Source organism: Mesorhizobium sp. B2-4-1, assembly GCF_006442185.1.
In the GTDB taxonomy this organism is placed as follows: Bacteria; Pseudomonadota; Alphaproteobacteria; order Rhizobiales; family Rhizobiaceae; genus Mesorhizobium.
Genome location: NZ_VFVN01000002.1, coordinates 117,143 through 139,581, shown reverse-complemented (window position 1 = coordinate 139,581; position 22,439 = coordinate 117,143). Strand labels below are relative to the sequence as shown.

The window sequence follows — 22,439 nt, the reverse complement described above, 5'->3', positions numbered from 1 at the left end:
CAAATCAGGATGTTGCTTATTTTTCAAATGCTTGATCCCTCTTGCCAAATGAGAACAAAAAAGGTACAAATAACCAAGGATTACGGATTGTCCGGCCTTCATTGACGACTACGGGGTGATGTATCATGGCTCAGAACAGCTTGCGGCTTGTAGAGGATAAGGCAGTGGACAAATCAAAGGCTCTGGATGCGGCGCTGTCGCAAATCGAGCGGGCTTTCGGCAAGGGCTCGATCATGCGGCTCGGCGCGAACGAGCAGGTCGTCGAGATCGAAACCGTGCCGACCGGCTCGCTCGGCCTCGACATCGCGCTTGGCGTCGGCGGCCTGCCGCGCGGCCGCATCATCGAGATCTACGGGCCGGAAAGCTCGGGTAAGACGACGCTGGCGCTGCACACGGTGGCGGAAGCCCAGAAGAAGGGCGGCATCTGCGCCTTCGTCGATGCCGAGCATGCGCTCGATCCGGTCTATGCCCGCAAGCTCGGCGTCGATCTCGAAAACCTCCTGATCTCGCAGCCTGACACTGGCGAGCAGGCGCTTGAGATCTGCGATACGCTGGTGCGCTCCGGCGCCATCGATGTGCTGGTGGTCGATTCGGTCGCGGCGCTGACGCCGCGCGCCGAAATCGAGGGCGAGATGGGCGATTCGCTGCCCGGCCTGCAGGCCCGCCTGATGAGCCAGGCGCTGCGCAAGCTGACCGCCTCGATCTCGCGCTCCAACACCATGGTCATCTTCATCAACCAGATCCGCATGAAGATCGGCGTCATGTTCGGCTCGCCCGAAACCACCACCGGCGGCAATGCGCTGAAATTTTACGCCTCGGTGCGTCTCGATATCCGCCGCATCGGCTCGGTCAAGGACCGCGACGAGGTCGTCGGCAACCAGACCCGCGTCAAGGTGGTCAAGAACAAGCTGGCGCCGCCCTTCAAGGTGGTCGAGTTCGACATCATGTACGGCGAAGGCGTGTCGAAGACAGGCGAGCTGGTCGATCTCGGCGTCAAGGCCGGCGTGGTCGAGAAGTCGGGCGCCTGGTTCTCCTACAATTCGCAGCGTCTCGGCCAGGGCCGCGAGAACGCGAAGCTGTTCCTGCGCGACAATCCCGATACGGCGCGCGAGATCGAACTTGCGCTCAGGCAGAACGCCGGACTGATCGCCGAGAAATTCCTTGAGAATGGCGGCTCCGAAGGTGGCGATGATGGGTTCGAGGATGAAGCCGGCGCGATGTAAGCGTTCGCCGGCGCAATTCAAGCGTTCGCCGGCGCGATCTAGCGTTCGGTTTATGGCCCGAGTTCGGCCATAATCCCGGTTCATCAATTTGAGCTTATGTAATCGAGTTCTGTAGTATTGCGTTTCAAACCGCCGGCCCCGTGCCGGCGGTTTGCGTTTTGGGTGGCTGGTGAACCGCGAATTGGCCGGCTTGCGTGTTTCTGGACAGGGTGCCAAGCGGCGGCTAAAAGGCCAGCTCCATCTTCTAAAGCAGAGCCCATTTTCCGCCGGTCCGGCCGGCGGCTCTCTCGAAAAGGCAGCATTCATGAGTGGCGTGAACGAGATCCGGTCGACATTTCTCGACTATTTCCGCAAGGAGGGTCACGAGGTCGTGGCGTCGAGCCCGCTTGTACCGCGCAACGATCCGACGCTGATGTTCACCAATGCCGGCATGGTGCAGTTCAAGAACGTCTTCACCGGCCTGGAGAAGCGGCCCTATTCGCGTGCCACGACCGCCCAGAAAAGCGTTCGCGCCGGCGGCAAGCACAACGACCTCGACAATGTCGGCTACACCGCGCGCCACCTGACCTTCTTCGAGATGCTCGGCAATTTCTCCTTCGGCGACTATTTCAAGGAGCGCGCCATCGAGTTGGCCTGGAACCTCATTACCAGGGAGTTCGGGCTTAAGAAGGACAAGCTGCTCGTCACCGTCTACCACACCGACGACGAGGCGGCCGGCTTCTGGAAGAAGATCGCCGGCTTTTCCGATGATCGCATCATCCGCATCCCAACCTCCGACAATTTCTGGGCGATGGGCGACACCGGGCCGTGCGGGCCATGCTCGGAAATTTTCATCGATCGCGGCGAGCACATCTGGGGCGGTCCGCCCGGCACCCCGGAGGAGGATGGCGACCGGTTCCTGGAATTCTGGAACCTGGTGTTCATGCAGTACGAGCAAGTGACGAAGGACGAGCGCATTGACCTGCCGCGCCCGTCGATCGACACCGGCATGGGGCTGGAGCGCATGGCCTCCATCCTGCAAGGCGTGGAAAGCGTGTTTGAGACCGACCTGTTCCGCCATCTGATCGATGCGGCGTCGTCCGCGCTCGGCCGCGGTCCCGACGCCGAGACCGTCGCATCCTATCGCGTCATAGCCGATCACCTGCGCTCGTCCTCGTTCCTGGTCGCAGACGGCGTGCTGCCATCGAACGAAGGCCGCGGCTATGTGCTGCGCCGCATCATGCGCCGCGCCATGCGGCATGCGCAATTGCTCGGTGCGAACGAGCCGCTGGTGTGGCAGCTGGTGCCGGCGCTGGTTCGCGAGATGGGTCAGGCCTATCCGGAACTGGTGCGCGGCGAACAGCTGATCACCGAGACGCTGAAGCTTGAGGAGACCAGGTTCCGCAAGACACTGGTGCGTGGCCTCGGTTTGCTGTCGGAGGCGACGGAAAAGCTCGGCGCCGGCGACATGCTGGACGGCGAGACGGCCTTCAAGCTTTACGACACCTATGGCTTCCCGCTCGACCTGACGCAGGATGCGCTGCGCCAGCGCAACATCTCGGTCGATCTTGCCGGCTTCACCAATGCGATGGAGCAGCAGAAGGCCGAGGCGCGTAAGCACTGGGCAGGTTCCGGCGAGGCGGCGACGGAAGCGGTCTGGTTCCCGGTGCGCGAAAAAGCCGGTGCCACCGAATTCCTCGGCTACGAGACCGAGCAGGCGGAAGGCATCATCCTGGCGGTTGTCCGCGACGGCAAGACCGTCGACAGCGCCGGCAAGGGCGAAGCGGTAGCCGTGGTCGTCAACCAGACGCCGTTCTATGCCGAATCCGGCGGCCAGATGGGCGACACCGGAACCATTTCAGGCGAAGGCTTCTCGATCGAGATTTCCGATACGCAGAAGAAGGCCGACGGGCTGTTCGTGCATCTCGGCAAGGTGGTCAGCGGCACTGCCAGGACGGGTGCCGCCGTCGAGCTGAAGGTTGACCATGCGAGGCGCTCCAGGCTGCGCGCGAACCATTCCGCGACGCATCTGATCCATGAGGCGCTGCGCGAGGTGCTGGGCACCCATGTCGCACAGAAGGGCTCGCTGGTCGCGCCCGAGCGCCTGCGCTTCGACATCTCGCACAACAAGCCCATCTCGCCCTCGGAACTCGAGGAGGTCGAGCGCATGGCCAACGAGATCGTGGTGCAGAACAGCCCGGTGATCACGCGCCTGATGTCGGTCGACGATGCCATTGCCGAAGGCGCCATGGCGCTGTTCGGCGAGAAATACGGCGATGAGGTGCGCGTCGTGTCTATGGGCACGGGCCTACATGGCGCCAAGGCCAACCGCCCCTATTCGGTCGAGCTTTGCGGCGGCACGCATGTCAGGGCAACCGGTGACATCGGCCTGGTGCGCGTCGTGTCCGACAGCGCCGTCGCCGCAGGCGTGCGCCGCATCGAGGCGCTGACGGGCGAGGCCGCGCGCAAGCATCTCGACGAACAGGACCGGCGGCTGAAGGCGGCCGCGGCAACACTGAAAATCTCGCCGGCCGACGTGCCGGCGCGTGTTGAAGCCCTGCTCGAAGAGCGCAAGAAGCTCGAGAAGGAGCTCACCGAAGCGCGCAAGAAGCTGGCGCTGGGCGGCGGGTCGCCCGCTGACGCGCCGGCCGCCAACGAGACCGTCGCGGGCGTCGGCTTCCTCGGCAAGTCGGTTTCCGGTGTCTCGCCGAAGGATCTGAAGCCGCTCGCCGACGCCGGCAAAAGCTCGCTCGGCTCCGGCGTGGTCGTATTCGTCGGTGCGGGCGAGGACAACAAAGCGAGCGTCGTGGTCGCCGTCACCGATGATCTCGTCGGCCGTTTCAGCGCCGTCGACCTGGTGCGTGTCGCCTCCGCCGCCCTCGGCGGGCAGGGCGGCGGCGGCCGGCCCGACATGGCGCAGGCCGGTGGCCCCGATGCCTCGAAGGCCGACGACGCGATTGCTGCGGTGAGGGCGGCGCTGGAGGCGGCGTGATTCATTGCAGAATTGGGGGGCAACGCTCCAGGCCGGTTGCTTCCCTTCGAGGTCGCGCGGCCCCTCATGATGGGCGGCGCGACATCAATGATCGGCTGTCCGCGAAATCGTTGACCTGAATCGAATATCGCTGCGCTGCGCTGTCGCAGATCAGCCGGCCTTTTCAGTCCTGGCAAAGCTTGCCTGTTTAGCAATACAATCCCACCAGTCCTGTATGTCGGCAAAGCGAGCCAGCAGTTTGCGCCCTTCCGCCACCTTGACGAAATAGCCGATGATCGGTGCCGCATGCAGGTCGGCGAGCGTCAGTTGATTGCCGAGCAACCACGGCCCCGGGGATCTCAATGATGAGAGCGCCTGAAGGACCGTTCCTGCTTGTCGTAATCCGCTGACAATCAGCGCTTCGTCAGGCGACGCCTTCTCCAGCCGCTCCACGGCGACGTCCCAGACCATGGCCCGATAGCCATAAGCGTCGAGCATGCCGATGATCTGGTTCATCCGCGCGCGGCCGCGCGGATCGTTCGGCTGCAAGGGCGGTCCGTCGAAAGCTTCATCGACATAGCGCGTGATCGCGCTGGCCTCGAACAGGCGAAAACCGTCATGCTCGAAGGCCGGGATGCGGCCGAACGGGTGGTGCTCGAAATACCAGCCGGGGATGCCCTCGGCGGCAAAGACATCGACCGGCACAAGCTCATAGTCGACGCCCTTCTCCTCCAGCGCCATGCGCGCTATGCGCACGTAAACGCTGTAGTCCGCGCCGTAGAGGACCGGTTTGGCCATGTTGCCAGTCCTTTGCTTTCGATTTCGTTGGCCCAAAAAAGCGAAGGCTCCTTCCGGAGCCTTCGGCGTGTTGAACCCGCGGGTGCCTACGCCATCGCCTTCTGCAAATTCTCGTCGATCTTGTCGAGAAATCCGGTGGTCGACAGCCAAGGCTGGTCGGGGCCGATCAGCAGCGACAGGTCCTTGGTCATGAAGCCGGATTCGACCGTCTGGATGCAGACCTTTTCCAGCGTTTCGGCAAAACGCTTCAATTCGGCATTGTCGTCGAGCTTGGCGCGGTGGGCCAGCCCTCGGGTCCAGGCGAAGATCGAGGCGATCGAATTGGTCGAGGTTTCCTCGCCCTTCTGGTGCTGGCGATAGTGGCGCGTCACGGTGCCGTGCGCGGCTTCCGCTTCCACCGTCTTGCCGTCCGGCGTCATCAGCACCGACGTCATCAGGCCAAGCGAGCCGAACCCCTGCGCCACCGTGTCGGACTGTACGTCGCCGTCATAGTTCTTGCAGGCCCAGACATAGCCGCCCGACCATTTCAGGCTGGAGGCCACCATGTCGTCAATCAGGCGGTGCTCGTACCACAGCTTCTTGGACTTGAACTCGGCCTCGAACTCAGCCTCGTAGACCTCCTGGAAAATATCCTTGAAGCGGCCGTCATAGGCCTTGAGGATGGTGTTCTTGGTCGAGAGATAGACCGGGTAGTTGCGCAGCAGGCCGTAGTTCAGCGAAGCGCGGGCGAATTCGCGGATCGACTCGTCGAGATTGTACATGGCCATGGCGACGCCGGCGCCGGGCGCGTCGAACACGTCGTGCTCGATCACCTGGCCATCCTCGCCGACGAACTTGATCGTCAGCTTGCCCTTGCCGGGAAAACGGAAATCGGTGGCGCGGTACTGGTCGCCATAGGCGTGGCGGCCGACGATGATCGGCTTGGTCCAGCCGGGCACCAGCCGCGGCACGTTCTTCATGATGATCGGCTCGCGGAAGATGGTGCCGCCGAGGATGTTGCGAATGGTGCCGTTCGGCGATTTCCACATCTTCTTCAGCTTGAATTCCTCGACGCGCTGCTCGTCGGGCGTGATGGTCGCGCATTTCACGCCGACGCCGTATTTTTTGATGGCGTTGGCCGAATCGACGGTCACCTGGTCGTTGGTGGCGTCGCGATGCTCGATGCCGAGGTCGTAATATTCAAGCTTGAGGTCGAGATAAGGGTGGATCAGCTTGTCCTTGATGAACTGCCAGATGATGCGGGTCATCTCGTCGCCGTCGAGTTCGACGACCGGGTTCGCCACCTTGATCTTCGCCATGGAAAGAATGCCTCGTTGCTGGGAAATGGGACGGCCTTGCCCGCGTGGCGTTCGGCCGGGGATGCGCCCCTATATCAAAGCGTTTTTGGCCGCGCAAACGACGATCGGTCACGAAAGCGAAGCGATCGCCCCGCCATTTGCGAATGGTTCATTTTCGCGGCCGAATATGGCAGGGGACGCTGAAATGCCGCAAACAGCAGTTCATTGACAATCATGCCCGTCACCAAAGATTCCGATACCGCTTCAGTCGCCAGCCCCGCCATCATCCTCGTGGAGCCGCAGCTCGGCGAGAATATCGGCATGGTTGCGCGCGCCATGGCCAATTTCGGCCTGGTCGAACTTCGCCTCGTCAACCCGCGCGACGGCTGGCCGAACGAGAAGGCGCGGGCGGCGGCCAGCCGCGCCGACCATGTCATCGACGCCGTCAAGGTTTTCGACGATCTCGCCACGGCGATGGCCGACCTGAATTTCGTTTTCGCGACCACCGCAAGGCAACGCGACGGCTTCAAGCCCGTGCGCGGGCCGGTCGAGGCGGGCAGGGTGCTCCGGGCTCGCCATGGCATGGGTCAGCGAACCGGCATCCTGTTCGGCCGCGAGCGTTTCGGCCTCTATAATGACGAGGTTGGCCTCGCCGACGAGATCGTCACTTTTCCGGTCGATCCCGATTTTTCCTCGCTCAACATCGCCCAGGCCGCGCTTCTCATGTCCTACGAGTGGATGAAATCCGGCCTCGAGGACGAGACCAAGACCAACTTTACGGGTCCGGACATGAAGCCGGCCAGCAAGGAAGAACTGCACGGCCTGTTCGCCTATCTCGAAGGCGCACTCGAAGCGCGCGGCTATTTCCGGCCGGCGCCGAAGAAGCCGAAGATGGTTGACAATCTGCGCGCCGTATTGACCCGGGCGGGATTTGCCGAGCCGGAGCTCAAGGTGCTGCGCGGCATCATCTCGTCGCTGGACAGGTTCTCGCCGGCGATGCCGCGCGGCGACGGCTCTCCGGGAGATGATCCAAGGCGGCTTCCGGCAGCGGCGCGCGCCGGCGGTCCCGGCCGCAAGACCAATGCGGATCGTCAGGTGGCCGATGACGACGACAACGCCGCGCCGCCGCTCGGCGGCAAGGGAACCGACAATGACTGATCAGCCGATCCTGATGTTCGATTCCGGCATTGGCGGGCTGACTGTGCTGCGCGAGGCGCGCGTGCTGATGCCCGACCGCCGCTTCGTCTACATCGCCGACGATGCCGCCTTCCCCTTTGGCGCCTGGGAGGAACCGGCGCTGCGGGTCCATATTCTCGACCTGTTCGGCAAATTGCTCGACCGGTTCGCCCCGGCCATCTCGGTCATCGCCTGCAACACCGCCTCGACGCTGGTGATCGATGCGTTGCGCGAGAGATTTCCCGGCCATCCCTTTGTCGGCACCGTGCCTGCGATCAAGCCGGCGGCGGAGCGTACCCGCTCCGGCCTCGTCTCCGTGCTGGCGACGCCGGGCACGGTGAAACGGCAATACACGCGCGACCTGATCAGCAAATGGGCGCAGAAGTGCCATGTCCGGCTGGTCGGTAGCGACCGCCTGGCGGGGCTGGCCGAAGCCTATATGCGCGAAGGGTTCGTCGACGAGGAAGCCGTGCGCGCCGAGATCTCCCCGTGTTTCATCGAGCGCGACGGCATGCGCACCGACATCGCCGTGCTCGCCTGTACGCACTATCCTTTTCTGGTCAACCGCATGCGCAAGACCGCACCCTGGCCGGTCGACTGGATCGATCCTGCCGAAGCGATCGCCCGGCGGGCGATGTCGCTGCTGTCGCCGGTCAATGGACCGTTGCCGCATGGTGAGCCGGACATCGCGGTCTTCACGTCCGGCAAGGCGGATTTTGCCACCAGCCGTTTGATGCAGGGCTTTGGACTGGCGGTCGCCTGATTTCCGGAACATTGGCGAGGCCGTTTCGTTTTCTCCCAGGCAATGAAGGGAGAAAAACCATGCCTGCCACCTCGAAAGCCCAGCAGAAGGCCGCCGGCGCCGCATTGTCGGCCAAGCGCGGCGAGACCAAGAAGAGCGAGCTCAAAGGCGCTTCCAAAGGGATGTACGAATCCATGAGCGAAAAGCAGCTCGAGGAATTCGCCGAAACCAAGCGCAAGGATCTGCCGGAGAAAAAGAAGCACTGAGGGAAGCGCTATTTGGCAACGCCCTTTGTGAAGGGCTCGTCCAATGGCAAGAAATAGGCCCGCGACGGGGTCGCAGGCCTTGATGTTATTGTCTGGTCAATGGCCGACGTAATCAGCGCCAGTGGCGGCTGTTAGCGCCAGTGGCGGCTGTTAGCGCCAGTGGCAACGTCGCACTTTTTGGCGAATGACATGGCGGTGACCATGGCGCCAGACGACGCGCTTCCTGACCACAATCCGGCATACCTGATGAGGCCGGTGGCCTTGCCAATGCCTTGCCATCGCCGGCTCAGGAGTAATGACGGCCATCGATCCGGCCAACACCGCCGCACCAGTCAGGCTTAGAAAGAACTTCTTCATCCGAATTCAGGCTCCTCTGCTCAAGTCCCTTCCTGGAGCGGTTCAGCTTCAGGGAATCGCCGCCCCGCTCCGGTTTTTTACACAATCCCGGGTAGAAACCGCTAGCGCTTTCCGGGAATTGTTCTAATAGCGCGGGCGGCGCCAGTTGGAACCTTGACAGCGGTTAAATCTCTGTTTAACAGCGCTCCCAACACCGGGCCGCAACGCCCGGTGGTTTGTTTTGCATGCGCAAGACCTCGACGGAAGCCAGTCTGTTTTCCAAGGTCTTGTTTGAACTGACGTGTCCCGTGGGTTTTTCGCCGCGTTGCGTGGAAAAACCCTGTCAGGTCTCGAAAACGGAGGCCAGAGGAGGGCGCGTTTCCTTCACCCGGACCATGAGGCTCCGGGTTATGTTGTTTTGAAAGGGAATGCGATGAGCAAGCGCGAATCCGCGAAGTACAAGATCGACCGCCGTCTCGGCGAAAACATCTGGGGCCGCCCGAAGTCCCCGGTCAACAAGCGTGAATACGGCCCCGGCCAGCACGGCCAGCGCCGCAAGGGCAAGCTTTCCGATTTCGGCCTGCAGCTGCGCGCCAAGCAGAAGCTGAAGGGCCACTATGGCGACGTTTCGGAAAAGCAGTTCCGCAAGGTCTATGAGGAGGCCGACCGCCGCAAGGGCGACACCTCGGAGAACCTGATCGGCCTGCTCGAGTCGCGTCTGGACGCTGTCGTCTATCGCGCCAAGTTCGTTCCGACCATTTTCGCCGCCCGCCAGTTCGTCAACCACGGCCATGTCAACGTCAACGGCAAGCGCGTCAACATCGGCTCGTACCGCTGCAAGCCGGGCGACGTCGTCGAAGTGCGTGAAAAGTCGAAGCAGCTGGTGATCGTCCTGGAATCGGTCGGCCTCGCCGAGCGCGACGTGCCGGACTACATCGAAGCCGATCACAACAAGATGACCGCGACCTTCTCGCGCATCCCGGGCCTGGCGGACGTTCCGTTCGCCGTCCAGATGGAACCGAACCTCGTCGTCGAATTCTATTCGCGTTAAGCGAAGGCTTTTTGCCAGACCGGAAGGGGCCGCCCATCGAGGCGGCCTTTTCTTTGTCGGCCATGTCCGCTAATCCGGGCGGCAACGAAGCTCCGAACGTTCGTTGCTCCAGGATTTGGAACCGACGCCATGAACATGCTGCCAGACGCTCAATCGCTTGAGCAGGCCGCCGACATCGAAGGCGGTTTTCACCCGCTGTTCGCCGATGTGCCGTCTTCGGTCGAGTTCAACAAATTGCGCAAGCGGCTGCTGCGGCTGACCCGCCAGGCGATCGAGGATTTTTCGATGGTCAGGCCAGGCGAGCGCTGGCTGGTGGCCCTGTCGGGCGGCAAGGATTCCTACGGCCTGCTTGCCATGCTGCTGGACCTCAAATGGCGCGGCCTGCTGCCGGTGGAGCTGCTGGCCTGCAATCTCGACCAGGGCCAGCCGAACTTTCCCAAGCACATCCTGCCCGATTACCTCAATGCCCACGGCATTGCACACCGCATCGAATACCAGGACACCTACTCCGTCGTCACCGACAAGCTGCCGCAGGGCAGCACCTATTGCTCGCTCTGTTCACGCCTGCGGCGTGGTCATCTCTATCGCGTAGCCCGAGAGGAGGGGTGCTCGGCGCTGGTGCTCGGCCATCATCGCGAGGACATTCTCGAAACCTTCTTCATGAACCTGTTCCACGGCGGCCGTCTCGCCGCCATGCCGCCAAAGCTGCTCAACGACGAGGGCGACGTCATGGTGCTGCGGCCGCTGAGCTATTGCGCCGAAATCGATCTGGAAAAGCTCGCCGCGGCGATGCGGTTCCCGATCATCCCTTGCGATCTCTGCGGCAGCCAGGAAGGTCTCCAGCGCAACGCCATGAAGGCCATGCTCGACGATATCGAAAAGCGCATGCCCGGGCGCAAGGACACGATGCTGCGTGCGTTGTCCAACACCAGGCCGTCGCATCTGCTCGACAGGAAACTGTTCGATTTCGCCGCACTCGATGAAACGCTCTCCAGCAGGCAAGACATTTCCGATGACATTTGACGATACCGCGATCGACTGGCTGGCCAGCACCCTGGCCGAAGCAGCCGAAGCCGAAATCATGCCGCGCTTTCGCCGGTTGGGCGGCGGCGACGTCCGCCAGAAGACGTCGGCCGCCGACCTGGTGACGGAAGCCGACGTCAGTGCCGAGCGGCTGATCACCGCCAAGCTGCGTGAGCGCTACCCAACGGCCATGATTGTCGGCGAGGAAGCCTGTTCCGACAATCCGGCGCTGCTCGACGGTCTTGGCGATGCCGATCTGGCTTTCACCATCGACCCGGTGGACGGCACTTTCAATTTCGCTTCCGGCGTGCCGTTGTTCGGCGTCATGCTGGGTGTCGTGGTCCGGGGTGAGACCGTCGCAGGCATCATCCACGATCCGGTCGGCAAGGACTGGCTGATCGGCGCCAGGGGCGCCGGCAGCCATATCAGGCACGCGCATGGCAACCTGGAAAAAGTGCGTGTCGCGGCGCCCGTGCCGATCTCGGGAATGACCGGCTCCGTCTCCTGGCAGTACATGGCCGAACCAGAGCGGTCGCGGCTGGCGCGCAACCAGACGAAAATCCTGTCGCAATTCGCCTATCGCTGCGCCGCGCATGAATATCGCCTGCTGGCCAGCGGCCATGCCCATTTCGTCGTCTACAACAAGCTGATGCCGTGGGACCATCTGCCCGGTGTCCTGATTCATGCCCAGGCCGGCGGCCACGCCGCGCGTTTCGACGCCAGTGCCTACCTACCGTCGCATGTCGGCGGCGGCCTGCTTGTCGCACCCGACCGGGAAAGCTGGCGCGAGTTGCGCAGCGAACTCTGGGCGCAATAGCCGGCTGCCAATTCGATTACCCAGCCGAGCGCCGCAAAGGCGACAATTCAATGCAGATCGGCAATGTGCCCCGAGACGGGTTGATTCTGCGGCTGGAACATCTTGCCGCGTTCGGCGATGAAGATCATCAGCAGGGCTGCGACCGAGACGCTGCAGAAGCCGGCGGCCAATGGCGTCACCGTGCCGTTGAAAGCCTGGCCGATCAGCGTGCCGAGAATGCCGCCGAGAAACGTCTGCATGAAGCCCAGGATGGACGAGGCCGTGCCGGCCAGCTGACCAAGCGGCTCCATAGCCAAGGCATTGAAATTCGCGCCGAGCGCACCGAAAGGGAGCATGGCGCAGGCAAAGAAGGTGACGAACAGCCAGAGCGGCATCTTCATTTCCAGCGAAACGACCAGCCAGGCCAGGCTGATGACCAGAAACAACAGCAGCGCGCTCTGCGACAGGCGGCGCATGCCGATGCGGCCGACAAGACGCGAGTTCAGATAGTTGGAGAAGGCGAGCACGCCGGCAACGCCGGCGAAGATGACCGGAAACAATTCGCCGACATTGAATATGTCGACATAAATCTGCTGCGCCGAGGCGATGAAGCCGAACATGGCGCCGAAGATGAACGTACTGGCGAAGGCGTAGCAGATCGCGACGCGGTTGGTCAGCACGATGCGGAACCCGCCGACAATGGCATTGACGGTCAATGGCCGGCGATATTCCGGATGTAGCGTCTCGGGCAGGCGCAGCAGCGACCAGGCCGAGACGACAAGCGCGCCGACGGCCATGGTGACGAAGATCAAATGCCAGGTCGCGAACAGCATGATGAACTGGCCGATGCCGGGAGCAATCACCGGGATCGCCATGAACACCATGAAGATCAGCGACATCACCTCGGCCATGCGCCGGCCATCGAACGTGTCGCGCACGATCGAGACGGCGATGACGCGGGTCGCGGCCGCACCGATGCCTTGCACGGCCCGGCAAAGTAGAAGCGTTTCAAAGCTTGGCGATATGGCGGCCGCGGCGGCCGCCGCCACATAAATGATCAGGCCGGCGACAAGCGGCGCACGGCGCCCGAATCGGTCCGAGAGCGGTCCGAAAAACAGCTGTCCGCCGCCAAAACCCAGAATATAGGCGGTGATGACATATTGCCGGTGGTTTTCGTTCTCGACGCCAAGCGAGGCGCCGATCTGCTGCAGCGCCGGCAGCATGATGTCGATGGCCAACGAATTGAGCGCCATCAGCGCTGCGCACAGCGCGATGAACTCCCAGCGCGGAATGGGCAATTTGCTTGCCGATTGCGGTGCTGACGTCTGCTGGTCCACGGCAAGTCCGATCTCTCAAACGAAAACGCGCCGGTGGCCCGGCGCATTGGCTCGTCCTGGTCCGGGTCCCGGACGCAAAATTGCCGAGGCGGGGCTGCCCCGGTGCTCAGGGCATGTCGACGGCGACATGCCCAACCGAAATCAGGCGGCGCCTTTGACGCTCACGCCCTTCTCGACAAGGAATGTCTGCAACTCGCCCGCCTGGAACATTTCGCGCACGATGTCGCAGCCACCGACGAATTCGCCCTTGACGTAGAGCTGAGGGATCGTCGGCCAGTTGGAGTATTCCTTGATGCCCTGGCGCAGCTCGGCCGAATCCAGCACGTTCACGCCTTTGTAGTCGGCGCCGATATAGTCGAGGATCTGGACAACCTGGCCGGAAAATCCGCATTGCGGGAAACCGGGCGTGCCCTTCATGAAAAGCACGACGTCGTTGCCCTTCACCTCGTTGTCAATGTAGTCGTTGATGCCGCTCATGGAATATCCTTTCCCGCCTGTGGGAGTCAGGCTCGAAGCTTTTCCATCAGATAAACCCATAGGTTGCCCGAAACAAGACTTTAGCCGCGTGGTGGCCTGAATGGCGCAAAAGATGCGGCGTTTTGGGCCAAGCGACTTTGGCGTTGGAAGCCCCTAGTCCGGCACGCTGGTCTGCAGCGCCAGCGCGTGCAGCACGCCGCCCATATTGCCCTTCAGCGCGTCATAGACCATCTGGTGCTGCTGCACGCGGCTTTTTCCGCGAAAGCTCTCGGCCACGACTTCGGCCGCATAGTGATCGCCGTCGCCGGCAAGGTCACGGATGGTCACCCTGGCATCCGGGATGCCCTCCTTGATCAGTTTTTCGATGTCGCGGGCATCCATTGCCATGGCAAGTTCCTGTTTTCGGGCGGGCTGCGGCATGGCTGCCCGTGCGATGAGAGTCGGAGTGAACCTAAAGCCTTTCCGGCCGGGATTGAAGCCGTTCCGTCCAGCCCCAGCGCGATTGTGGCTCACGACGCGTTCTCGCTCTGACCGCCGGCGTCGTCCGCGGGGTCGTCCTCGGGCGTCGAGAAGGTCCGCCCAAGGCTGAAGGTCAGCACATAGAGGGGAAGGTTGATCGCCAGGTTGGCAATCGGCAGGTAGGCGGTCATCCGCCAGACGGGCGAGAAGAACGGCTGGCCGTAGCCATCGCAGGCCAGCGAGGAGCCATACTCCCACAGTGCCCCCAATGCGGCCGCGACGGCGAAAAGTTTTATGCAGGTGAAGATGTGCCTTGTCCGTGCCCGGTCCGGCAGAAGCCGGCTCCAAAGCATCAGGCAGACAAGCGGAACTGCATAGAAAAGGTTTTGCAGGCCAAGTATCGGAAGCGTGTCGTTGGCCGCGGCGAGGAACTCCGCGCGTGTATCCAACCGGGCGCAGACCTCGCTCGATGTCGTCGACAGCAGGAAAAAGACGAACGGGCCGAGAAACCAGAAGAAGAACAGCGATGGCCAGAAGACGACTGCAAGCAGTGCCCGGACGGCCAGTTTCCTGTGGTTGAGCATGATTTTTCCGAAAAAATCGTTTCCCACTTTTCGGGATCACGCTCTGCTCAAATGGCCTGATCCATGAAGCGCGGGAACCAGCCTTCGTGCGCGGCGGTCAATTCGCCGAGCGGGATCGCCCGTGCCTCGCCGAGTTTCAGCGTGTTGCCGCCGGTCGAGCCGATCCAGGGCGCGAAAATACCGAGTTCGCCTTGCTGTTTGCGGATCGCGTCCCAGTCCTCACTGTCTGGATCGATTGACAGCGTGAGGAGATAGCGGCCCTGGTCCTCGCCGAACCAGACCGGAATAGGATCGGTGCCGGCCAGTCCGGGGACCGTCGCGCCGATGCCTGATGCCATCGCCATCTCGGCCAGCGCGACCGCAATGCCGCCGTCGGAAACGTCGTGAGCCGCGGTGACGATGCCGGACGCGATGAGGGCGCGCACATGGTCGCCGACACGCTTTTCATGGTCGAGGTCGACCGGCGGCGGCGGGCCGTCGCTGCGGCCGTGGATGTCGCGCAAGTAGACCGATTGGCCGAGATGCGTGCCCCATGAGGCCGGCGCGCCGACCAGCAGGATCATCTGGCCTTGCGCAGCGAAGCCGGCCCGCACCATCTTCGACCAGTCGGCGATCAGCCCGACGCCGCCGATGGTCGGCGTCGGCAGGATGCCCTGGCCATTGGTTTCGTTGTAGAGCGAGACATTGCCCGAAACGATCGGGAAGCCGAGCGCGCGGCAGGCATCGCCAATGCCCTTCACCGCGCCGACCAACTGACCCATGATCTCCGGCCGTTCCGGATTGCCGAAATTGAGATTGTCGGTGGCGGCCAGCGGCAGCGCGCCGGTGGCGGTCAGGTTGCGCCAGCATTCGGCCACCGCCTGCTTGCCGCCCTCATAGGGATCGGCCTCGCAATAGCGCGGCGTCACGTCCGACGAGAAAGCCAGCGCTTTGGTCGGATGGCCTTCGACCCGCACCACGCCGGCATCGCCACCGGGAAGCTGCAGCGAATTGCCCTGGATCAGCGTGTCGTACTGTTCCCACACCCAGCGGCGCGACGACAGGTCAGGGCCGCCGAGCAGCTTCAGCAGTGCTTCGGCGACATCGGCCTGCGGAATGTCATTGGCCGCAAGCGGCGCCGGCTTCTTCGGCTCGACCCACGGACGGTCATATTCCGGTGCCTTGTCGCCGAGATCCTTGATCGGCAGGTCCGCAACCTGATCACCCTGATGCAGGACGCGAAAGCGCAGATCGTCGGTCGTCTTGCCGACTATGGCGAAGTCGAGCCCCCATTTGTGGAAGATCGCCTCGGCCTCCTTTTCCTTTTCGGGGCGCAGCACCATCAGCATGCGCTCCTGGCTTTCCGACAGCATCATCTCGTAGGCGCTCATGCGCTCCTCGCGCACCGGAACCTTGTCGAGCTCGAGCTCGATGCCGAGATCCCCCTTGGCGCCCATCTCGACCGCCGAGCAGGTAAGGCCGGCAGCACCCATGTCCTGGATAGCGATGACCGCACCGGACGCCATCAGTTCGAGACATGCTTCAAGCAGGCACTTTTCGGTGAAGGGATCGCCGACCTGCACGGTCGGGCGCTTCTCGTCGATCTTGTCGTCGAATTCGGCCGAGGCCATGGTGGCGCCGCCGACCCCGTCGCGACCGGTCTTGGCGCCGAGATAGACGACCGGCAGGCCGACGCCCTTGGCCTCCGACAGGAAAATCGCGTCCGTCTTGGCAAGACCCGCGGCAAAAGCGTTGACCAGGATATTGCCGTTGTAGCGGGCGTCGAAATTGACCTCGCCGCCGACCGTCGGCACGCCGAAGGAATTGCCGTAGCCGCCGACGCCGGAAACCACTCCCGCCACCAGGTGCCTGGTCTTGGGATGATCGGGAGCACCGAAGCGCAAGGCGTTCATCGCCGCGATCGGCCGCGCGCCCATGGTGAAGACGTCGCGCAATATGCCGCCGACGCCTGTCGCCGCCCCTTGGTAGGGCTCGATAAAGGAGGGGTGGTTGTGGCTCTCCATCTTGAAGACGACGCAGTCGCCGTCGCCGATATCGACCACGCCGGCATTCTCGCCCGGTCCCTGGATGACCCGCGGGCTGGTCGTCGGCAGCGTGCGCAGCCATTTCTTTGAGGATTTATACGAGCAATGCTCGTTCCACATCGCCGAGAAGATGCCAAGTTCGGTGAAGCTCGGCTCACGCCCGACGAGGTCGAGGATGCGCTGGTATTCGTCTGGCTTCAGCCCGTGCGCGGCAATGAGCTCGGGCGTGATCGGCACGGAATTGGAAATGGTCATGGGCGGCGGTTTTTATCCGTGGGAGCTTGGGATTTTGAGTCTCCTCTTATCGCAAGCTTTGCGGCCGATACACCCATGGACCGACGAAAAGTGGCTGAATCCGGAGAAAGCCGCGGCGCCTTGAACGCGCGTCCCACCGGACCGGACTCAACCGATGCGCCTCGGTCTTGCCTGGAGGCATGCCGTCGTCCTGAACCGCCGGCGCTCCAAGGCGATGCGGATCAGGAAAAACTGTCGTAGCCGGCGCGGCCTTCGTCGAGGAGCCTCCGGATCGCCGCAACGCCGTCCGCGATGTCCTTGCGCTGCCTGGGCTGCGAAATGCCGAAGCGCACGGCGTGGAAGACCTGCTCGGAACGGCCCGCCTTGAACTCGTCTTCGTCGTCGATCAGCACGCCGTGCTCGAGGCAGGCGTTCTTGAACGTGCCGGAAAGCCAGGGGTCGGGCAAGGTCAGCCAGACAAAGGGTATATTGTCCCGCGACTTGAATTCGAAGCCGGCCAAAGTCTCGCGCACGATGGCGGTGCGGGCGTTGATTTCGGCGATGGCGCGTTTGCGTATGTCCGCGGCCTGGCCCGACAGCACCAGCCGGGCATTCACCTCGGCCAGCAGGAAAGGCATGCCGCCGGTCATCATCTTGTGGGCAACACGGATGCGATGGCGATAAGCAGGCGGGCAGGAAAGCCAGCCGCCGCGAACGCCAGCCGCTACCGATTTCGACAGGCCGCCTGCGACGATGGTGCGCTCGGGTGCATAGTCGGCCAGCATTGGCGTCGGATCTTCGGTCAGGCCGCCGTAAAGATCGTCCTCGATAATGACGACATTGTATTCACGCGCGATCCGCGCGATTGCCTCACGTCGCGCTGCCGGCAGGATCGCCAGCGTCGGATTCTGCACCGTAGGCATCAGAAAGATCATCTTCGGGTGCTTTTGCGCGCAGACGCGCTCGAAATCGTCGGCGTTGAGACCCTGATGGTCCGATGCCACCAGCGCCGTGCGACGACCGATCAGGCCGGCGCTGCGCGAAATCTGCGAATAGGTCAGGTGCTCGAAGGCGACGTAATCGCCGGGCGTGGTCAGTGCGGCGATCGCCGCCATGACAGCGGCATGGGTACCGAGCGTCGGCACGATCGTATCGGCGCTCGGTCGAAACGAGTTGCGCGACAGCCAACTGGCGCCGGCCTCGAACCAGCGCTCGGGAAAATCCCGCGTGTAGCTCGAAATCTCATGCGCATGATCCGAAGCCGTGCGCGACAGCACTTCGGTGACGATGGCGCCCTGGCCGACATCGGGCGCCGCGGTGCTGTCGAAGCGCAGCTTGCCGCGCGGCGCATCGATGTCGCGCGTGCCTTGCGCGTCCGGCGCTATGAAGTCGGGCTTCGCGTTCTGCCGGCCGAGGACATAGGTGCCGCGCCCGACCTCGCCGCTGACCAGCCCGCGCTCGCGCAGCAATTGATAGGCCCTGCCGACCGTGCCGACGGTTGCGCCGATGTCATAGGCGAGATCCCGCTGCGGTGGCAGCTTTGCCCCGGCGTCGATCACGCCGCGGTCGATATCTGACTCAATGCTGTCAGCAAGGCGCTGATAAAGCGGGCCGGAGCTGGCCGTGAGGTCGGGAAGCCAATTTGTCATGGTGACAATTTTGTATATTGCGTCGAACGATGAGTCAATTCACATGCGTTGTGTGGAATAAAAGAGTGCAATTTGCAGCTTTGGTAGAGCGAAGATGGATACAATCGAGACAATCAGCCAGACAACCGCAGGATTGTTCGCCGCGCGACCTGTGGACCGCGGCGGCTTTGTCAGCCGCATCGTGCGTATGGTCAAATCGCTGGGGCGCTGGATCGACGGCCTGCTGGAGCGCAGGCGCAGCCGGCTCGCCTTGCTGGACATGACCGACGACCAGTTGAAGGACATCGGCATTTCCCGCTGCGACGCCCATCGCGAAGGGATCAGGCCATTCTGGGAATGAACAGGCGCGATGCAATGTTCAATCCTGCTTGCGTGGCTGCACAACTGGCGCCCTGATCCGCGACAGGCCGCGGTCCGCAAGCACGGCGCCAACGCACAGCGCCAGGAAAAGGGCGGTGATGGCCAGCGAGGCGATGGCGACGCTGGCGATGCCGTACCTGGCGACATCGAGGAACGGGTAGGGCACTTCGCCTGTTATGGACGCCCCCGCCAGCGCATAGGCCAGATAAGCGAGCGGATAGAGCATCCACCAGGAAACGTCTCGCCATCGCGTCTTGCCGTCGGCACCGGCGGCCAGCCACCACAGCACGAACAGTGCAGGCGTCACATAGTGCAGCAGCACGTCGCACAGCAGGAACAGGCCCTGCGGCTGCCAGAGGCGTGCCAGCACGGTGGCGTAGACCATGAAGACCACGGTGATGGCGACGGCGACGCCTGCCCGCATCCGCGCTCCGGCAAAGGCCGGAAACCAGGCATGGCCGGCGGGCGACAGCAGCGACGCATGGACGAGCACCGCACCGATGTTGGTCAGGATGGTAAAGAAGCTGAAGTAGAAGACGACCGAACCGATCAGGCCGCGGCCGGCTTCCATCGAGGCCGGAACGGTGATCGAGAACTGCAGGAAAAGACCGGCCAGCCCTGCGACCAGACCCGCGACCTGCAGCAGCCGGCCCATCTTACGCGGCGGCGGCGCAGGCCGGATTGCCGGCCTGCCAGCGGGCGATGTCGGAGCCGATGCGCGCGCCGAGCGGCTCGGCCATCAGCGGACCGAACACGTCTACACGGCTCGAATTGCCTTGCGCCTGCACCACCAGCAGCGGCTTGCCGCCATAATGCTTGGCCGGCACCAGCAGGAAGCGCGGCGTGCCGCTGAACGAATTCAGCTCATTGGCCATCTGGTAGGATTTGAAGGCCGGGTCCTTGCTGGCGATCCAGCATTTGTGGGCGGAGATCGCCACCTGTTCCATGGCCAGCAGCGCCGCGCTCTTGCCGGAAGGCGGCGGAGCGCTCTTCGGACCCGACTGGCAGGATGCCAGCGCAACGCCGGCGGCAGCCAGGAGAGCAAAGCGAGCAATCGTCAGTCTCATCGTCAGGCCGCCCCCAGGTTCTGAAAGAATTTCGGAAGATATCAGGCGGCGATGCCGAGCGCGCCTTCGAACAACGCCCGGCCGTCATTGCCGCCATGTGCCGCTTCGATCAGGTTCTCGGGATGAGGCATCAGGCCCAGCACATTGCCCTGGCTGCTGATGATGCCGGCGATGTCGTTGATCGAGCCGTTGGGGTTGGTGCCGTCCGCATAGCGGAACACCACCTGGCCTTCGCCTTCCAGGCGTGCAAGCGTCTCGGCATCGGCGAAGTAGTTGCCGTCGTGATGCGCCACCGGCGAGCGGATGATCTGGCCCGGCTGGTAGCGGCGGGTGAACATGGTGTTGGCGTTGGCGATCTCGAGCTTCACCTGCCGGCAGACGAATTTGAGCGAGGAGTTGCGCATGAGCGCTCCCGGCAGCAGGCCGGCCTCGACCAGGATCTGGAAACCGTTGCAGACGCCGATGACCATGACGCCTTTGGCCGCCTTTTCAGCAACCGCCCGCATCACCGGCATGCGCGCCGCGATCGCGCCGCAGCGCAGATAGTCGCCGAAGGAGAAGCCGCCGGGAATGGCGATCAGGTCGACATCCGGGATTTCGGTGTCGGTTTGCCAGACCGTGGCTGGCGCCTTGCCGGAAATCTTGGTCAGCGCCGCGATCATATCGCGGTCGCGGTTAAGGCCAGGCAGGAGGACGACGGCTGATTTCATTTTGGTTCGTAAGGCCTCTGGGTTTCGGCAAGTTGGGGCATCCGTGCCTCCGGCACAACCTCAGGTAAGCGTCACACTATAGTTCTCAATCACCGTGTTCGCCAGCAGTCTGTCGCACATGGCCTTGAGATCGGCCTCGGCCTTGGCCTTGTCGATCCCGGCGAGCTCGACGTCGAACACCTTGCCTTGCCGCACCGAGCCGATGCCGTCAAAACCTAGCCCCGACAGCGCATGCTCGATCGCCTTGCCTTGCGGGTCCAGCACGCCGTTTTTGAGGGTTACGGTGATACGGGCTTTCATCGATGCTCCTGAATGATCGGTATCGGTCTGCGCCGGACCTGCCGTTTCCGGCAAGCCCGTTGCTGGCAATTAGTGCTTCATGCCCTTCGGCGGCTCGCTCGACGCGACGAGCACCGGTCCGGTTGGACGCGGCGGCTCGTTCTCGTTCATGATACCGAGACGGCGGGCGACTTCCTGGTAGGCCTCCACGAGGCCGCCCATGTCGCGGCGGAAACGGTCCTTGTCGAGCTTGTCCTGCGTCGCCACGTCCCACAGCCGGCAGGAATCGGGCGAGATCTCGTCGGCTACGACGATGCGCATCATGTCGCCCTCGAACAGGCGTCCGCATTCGATCTTGAAATCGACGAGCTGGATGCCGACGCCCATGAACAGGCCGGACAGGAAGTCGTTGACGCGAATGGCCAGCGCCATGACGTCGTCGATTTCCTGCGGGCTCGCCCAGCCGAAGGCAGTGATGTGCTCTTCAGAGACCATCGGGTCGTCGAGCGCATCGGCCTTGTAATAGAATTCGATGATCGAGCGGGGCAGGACCGTGCCCTCCTCGATGCCAAGGCGCTTGGACAGCGAACCGGCGGCGACATTGCGCACCACCACTTCGAGCGGGATGATCTCGACCTCCTTGATCAGCTGCTCGCGCATGTTGAGCCGGCGGATGAAGTGGGTCGGAATGCCCATCCGGTTGAGATGATTGAAGATGTGCTCGGAAATGCGATTGTTAAGCACGCCCTTGCCATCGACGACTTCGTGTTTTTTCTTGTTGAACGCGGTTGCGTCATCCTTGAAGAACTGGATCAGCGTCCCGGGCTCAGGGCCTTCATAAAGTATCTTGGCCTTGCCTTCATAAATGCGGCGGCGATTTTTCATTTGATTTTTCTCTGGATTTGCGGGCAGGCGGCAAGCGACCAGTTCCTGTCCGTCTGCCTAAATTAGTGTGGCGACGGTGGCGTTCAATGCCGGTGTCTATCGTAATCGCCTTGTTTGCTCAATCGGCAAATCCTTTCAATCAACTGCTTTCGGGACCGAAATGCCGCAGCGCAGCAAGCCACGAAGCGTATTGACCGGCCGCCAGCCTTTTGGTTTGTGCTTCGCCATCACATATTCATCAATGCCAGCGAATCGATTTCCATCGGAGGGACGCCATGAGCAACATGAAGGATCGCGAAGAGGGTTTTGAGCGCAAATTCGTGTTCGACGAGGAGCTTCGGTTCAAGGCGTCGGCGCGCCGCAACAAGGCTCTCGGCCTGTGGGCCGCGGAAAAGCTCGGGAAATCCGGCGCCGAGGCCGATGCCTACGCCAAGGAAGTGGTTGTTTCCGATATCGAGGAAGCCGGCGATCACGACGTCTTCCGCAAGATCCGCAAGGATTTCGACGCTGCCGGCGTCAGCCAGTCGGACCATCAGATCCGCCGCACCATGGACGAATTGATGGCGCAGGCCATCGAGCAGATCAAGAACACCTGATCCGGCCGAAGCAGGTTCCGCAAAAATGTCCCACAATTTTGCGACGGAACCTGCGGCAAAAGAATGACTGGACCAATCGACCGCCCGGCCCAGCCGGGCGGTTTTTCTTTGCGTTTCCCGTCGTTTCCGGCTGAAACTGC

At 62.7% G+C, this 22,439-nt stretch carries 24 protein-coding genes; 10 read left to right on the top strand and 14 right to left on the bottom strand.

Annotated features, from left to right (window positions below; all coding sequences use genetic code 11):
- Positions 1-125 precede the first annotated feature (125 nt).
- Complete coding sequence (gene recA / locus FJ949_RS05295) at positions 126-1,223, top strand: recombinase RecA (protein ID WP_010909075.1); 1,098 nt, start codon at positions 126-128, stop codon at positions 1,221-1,223.
- A 304-nt stretch (positions 1,224-1,527) separates the two neighbouring features.
- On the top strand, positions 1,528-4,194 hold the full coding sequence (gene alaS / locus FJ949_RS05290) for an alanine--tRNA ligase (protein ID WP_140493861.1): 2,667 nt from the start codon (positions 1,528-1,530) through the stop codon (positions 4,192-4,194).
- A 150-nt stretch (positions 4,195-4,344) separates the two neighbouring features.
- On the opposite strand, the gene FJ949_RS05285 is transcribed toward alaS, so the two are convergent.
- Complete coding sequence (locus FJ949_RS05285; RefSeq protein WP_140493859.1) at positions 4,345-4,971, bottom strand: glutathione S-transferase N-terminal domain-containing protein; 627 nt, start codon at positions 4,969-4,971, stop codon at positions 4,345-4,347.
- Between the two features lie 86 nt (positions 4,972-5,057).
- The gene (locus FJ949_RS05280) at positions 5,058-6,269 is read right to left on the bottom strand and encodes an NADP-dependent isocitrate dehydrogenase (RefSeq protein WP_140493857.1); all 1,212 of its coding nucleotides are present in this window, start codon (positions 6,267-6,269) and stop codon (positions 5,058-5,060) included.
- A gap of 213 nt (positions 6,270-6,482) precedes the next feature.
- Here FJ949_RS05280 and FJ949_RS05275 point away from each other — a divergent pair, with 213 nt between their 5' ends.
- From FJ949_RS05275 to FJ949_RS05265, 3 genes are read left to right on the top strand one after another with little or no spacing between them, the layout of a single operon-like run.
- A complete protein-coding gene (locus FJ949_RS05275) occupies positions 6,483-7,406 on the top strand; it encodes an RNA methyltransferase (protein ID WP_140493855.1) in 924 nt (307 codons plus the stop codon).
- The gene (gene murI / locus FJ949_RS05270) at positions 7,399-8,187 is read left to right on the top strand and encodes a glutamate racemase (protein ID WP_140493853.1); all 789 of its coding nucleotides are present in this window, start codon (positions 7,399-7,401) and stop codon (positions 8,185-8,187) included. Before FJ949_RS05275 ends, murI begins: the two co-directional genes overlap by 8 nt.
- 59 nt (positions 8,188-8,246) lie before the next feature.
- Positions 8,247-8,432 carry a DUF3008 family protein gene (locus FJ949_RS05265; RefSeq protein ID WP_140493851.1) on the top strand — a complete coding sequence of 62 codons (186 nt, stop codon included), beginning with the start codon at positions 8,247-8,249 and terminating at the stop codon, positions 8,430-8,432.
- 150 nt (positions 8,433-8,582) lie between these two features.
- On the opposite strand, the gene FJ949_RS05260 is transcribed toward FJ949_RS05265, so the two are convergent.
- Positions 8,583-8,789, bottom strand: a complete 207-nt coding sequence (locus FJ949_RS05260; protein ID WP_140493849.1) for a hypothetical protein — start codon at positions 8,787-8,789, stop codon at positions 8,583-8,585.
- 412 nt (positions 8,790-9,201) lie between these two features.
- On the opposite strand from FJ949_RS05260, the gene rpsD reads away from it, so the two are divergent.
- The 3 genes from rpsD (at position 9,202) to FJ949_RS05245 (ending at position 11,659) form a co-directional block, all read left to right on the top strand.
- Positions 9,202-9,819, top strand: coding sequence for a 30S ribosomal protein S4 (rpsD, locus tag FJ949_RS05255; protein ID WP_140493847.1), 618 nt, complete (start codon positions 9,202-9,204; stop codon positions 9,817-9,819).
- Positions 9,820-9,948: 129 nt separating this feature from the next.
- The gene (gene ttcA / locus FJ949_RS05250; protein ID WP_140493845.1) at positions 9,949-10,842 is read left to right on the top strand and encodes a tRNA 2-thiocytidine(32) synthetase TtcA; all 894 of its coding nucleotides are present in this window, start codon (positions 9,949-9,951) and stop codon (positions 10,840-10,842) included.
- The gene (locus tag FJ949_RS05245) at positions 10,832-11,659 is read left to right on the top strand and encodes an inositol monophosphatase family protein (RefSeq protein WP_140493843.1); all 828 of its coding nucleotides are present in this window, start codon (positions 10,832-10,834) and stop codon (positions 11,657-11,659) included. Before ttcA ends, FJ949_RS05245 begins: the two co-directional genes overlap by 11 nt.
- Before the next feature lie 47 nt (positions 11,660-11,706).
- On the opposite strand, the gene FJ949_RS05240 is transcribed toward FJ949_RS05245, so the two are convergent.
- The 6 genes from FJ949_RS05240 to FJ949_RS05215 all read right to left on the bottom strand — a co-directional run bounded on the left by FJ949_RS05240 (position 11,707) and on the right by FJ949_RS05215 (position 18,402).
- Positions 11,707-12,975, bottom strand: coding sequence for a multidrug effflux MFS transporter (locus FJ949_RS05240; RefSeq protein ID WP_140493841.1), 1,269 nt, complete (start codon positions 12,973-12,975; stop codon positions 11,707-11,709).
- 141 nt (positions 12,976-13,116) lie between these two features.
- Positions 13,117-13,452 (bottom strand): Grx4 family monothiol glutaredoxin, encoded by a 336-nt coding sequence (grxD, locus tag FJ949_RS05235; RefSeq protein ID WP_013532137.1) that lies wholly within the window; start codon positions 13,450-13,452, stop codon positions 13,117-13,119.
- A 153-nt stretch (positions 13,453-13,605) separates the two neighbouring features.
- Positions 13,606-13,839, bottom strand: coding sequence for a BolA family transcriptional regulator (locus FJ949_RS05230; protein ID WP_140493839.1), 234 nt, complete (start codon positions 13,837-13,839; stop codon positions 13,606-13,608).
- A gap of 122 nt (positions 13,840-13,961) precedes the next feature.
- Positions 13,962-14,495, bottom strand: coding sequence for a hypothetical protein (locus tag FJ949_RS05225; protein ID WP_140493837.1), 534 nt, complete (start codon positions 14,493-14,495; stop codon positions 13,962-13,964).
- Positions 14,496-14,542: 47 nt separating this feature from the next.
- The gene (gene purL, locus FJ949_RS05220; protein ID WP_140493835.1) at positions 14,543-16,774 is read right to left on the bottom strand and encodes a phosphoribosylformylglycinamidine synthase subunit PurL; all 2,232 of its coding nucleotides are present in this window, start codon (positions 16,772-16,774) and stop codon (positions 14,543-14,545) included.
- Positions 16,775-16,995: 221 nt separating this feature from the next.
- Positions 16,996-18,402 (bottom strand): PLP-dependent aminotransferase family protein, encoded by a 1,407-nt coding sequence (locus tag FJ949_RS05215; protein WP_140493832.1) that lies wholly within the window; start codon positions 18,400-18,402, stop codon positions 16,996-16,998.
- A 94-nt stretch (positions 18,403-18,496) separates the two neighbouring features.
- On the opposite strand from FJ949_RS05215, the gene FJ949_RS05210 reads away from it, so the two are divergent.
- The gene (locus tag FJ949_RS05210) at positions 18,497-18,742 is read left to right on the top strand and encodes a DUF1127 domain-containing protein (RefSeq protein WP_140493830.1); all 246 of its coding nucleotides are present in this window, start codon (positions 18,497-18,499) and stop codon (positions 18,740-18,742) included.
- Between the two features lie 18 nt (positions 18,743-18,760).
- Here the strand turns inward: FJ949_RS05210 and FJ949_RS05205 are convergent, their stop codons facing one another.
- The 5 genes from FJ949_RS05205 to purC all read right to left on the bottom strand — a co-directional run bounded on the left by FJ949_RS05205 (position 18,761) and on the right by purC (position 21,703).
- Positions 18,761-19,417, bottom strand: coding sequence for a Pr6Pr family membrane protein (locus FJ949_RS05205; protein WP_140493828.1), 657 nt, complete (start codon positions 19,415-19,417; stop codon positions 18,761-18,763).
- 1 nt (position 19,418) lies between these two features.
- The gene (locus FJ949_RS05200) at positions 19,419-19,829 is read right to left on the bottom strand and encodes a hypothetical protein (RefSeq protein WP_140493826.1); all 411 of its coding nucleotides are present in this window, start codon (positions 19,827-19,829) and stop codon (positions 19,419-19,421) included.
- A 41-nt stretch (positions 19,830-19,870) separates the two neighbouring features.
- Complete coding sequence (purQ, locus tag FJ949_RS05195; RefSeq protein WP_140493824.1) at positions 19,871-20,539, bottom strand: phosphoribosylformylglycinamidine synthase subunit PurQ; 669 nt, start codon at positions 20,537-20,539, stop codon at positions 19,871-19,873.
- Between the two features lie 60 nt (positions 20,540-20,599).
- Entirely contained in the window at positions 20,600-20,839 is a 240-nt protein-coding gene (gene purS / locus FJ949_RS05190) for a phosphoribosylformylglycinamidine synthase subunit PurS (protein WP_140493822.1), read from the bottom strand.
- Positions 20,840-20,908: 69 nt separating this feature from the next.
- Positions 20,909-21,703 carry a phosphoribosylaminoimidazolesuccinocarboxamide synthase gene (gene purC, locus FJ949_RS05185; RefSeq protein ID WP_127282327.1) on the bottom strand — a complete coding sequence of 265 codons (795 nt, stop codon included), beginning with the start codon at positions 21,701-21,703 and terminating at the stop codon, positions 20,909-20,911.
- A 275-nt stretch (positions 21,704-21,978) separates the two neighbouring features.
- Between purC and FJ949_RS05180 the strand changes: the two genes are divergently transcribed.
- Positions 21,979-22,299 (top strand): DUF1476 domain-containing protein, encoded by a 321-nt coding sequence (locus FJ949_RS05180; RefSeq protein ID WP_140493820.1) that lies wholly within the window; start codon positions 21,979-21,981, stop codon positions 22,297-22,299.
- The last annotated feature ends 140 nt before the right edge of the window (positions 22,300-22,439 follow it).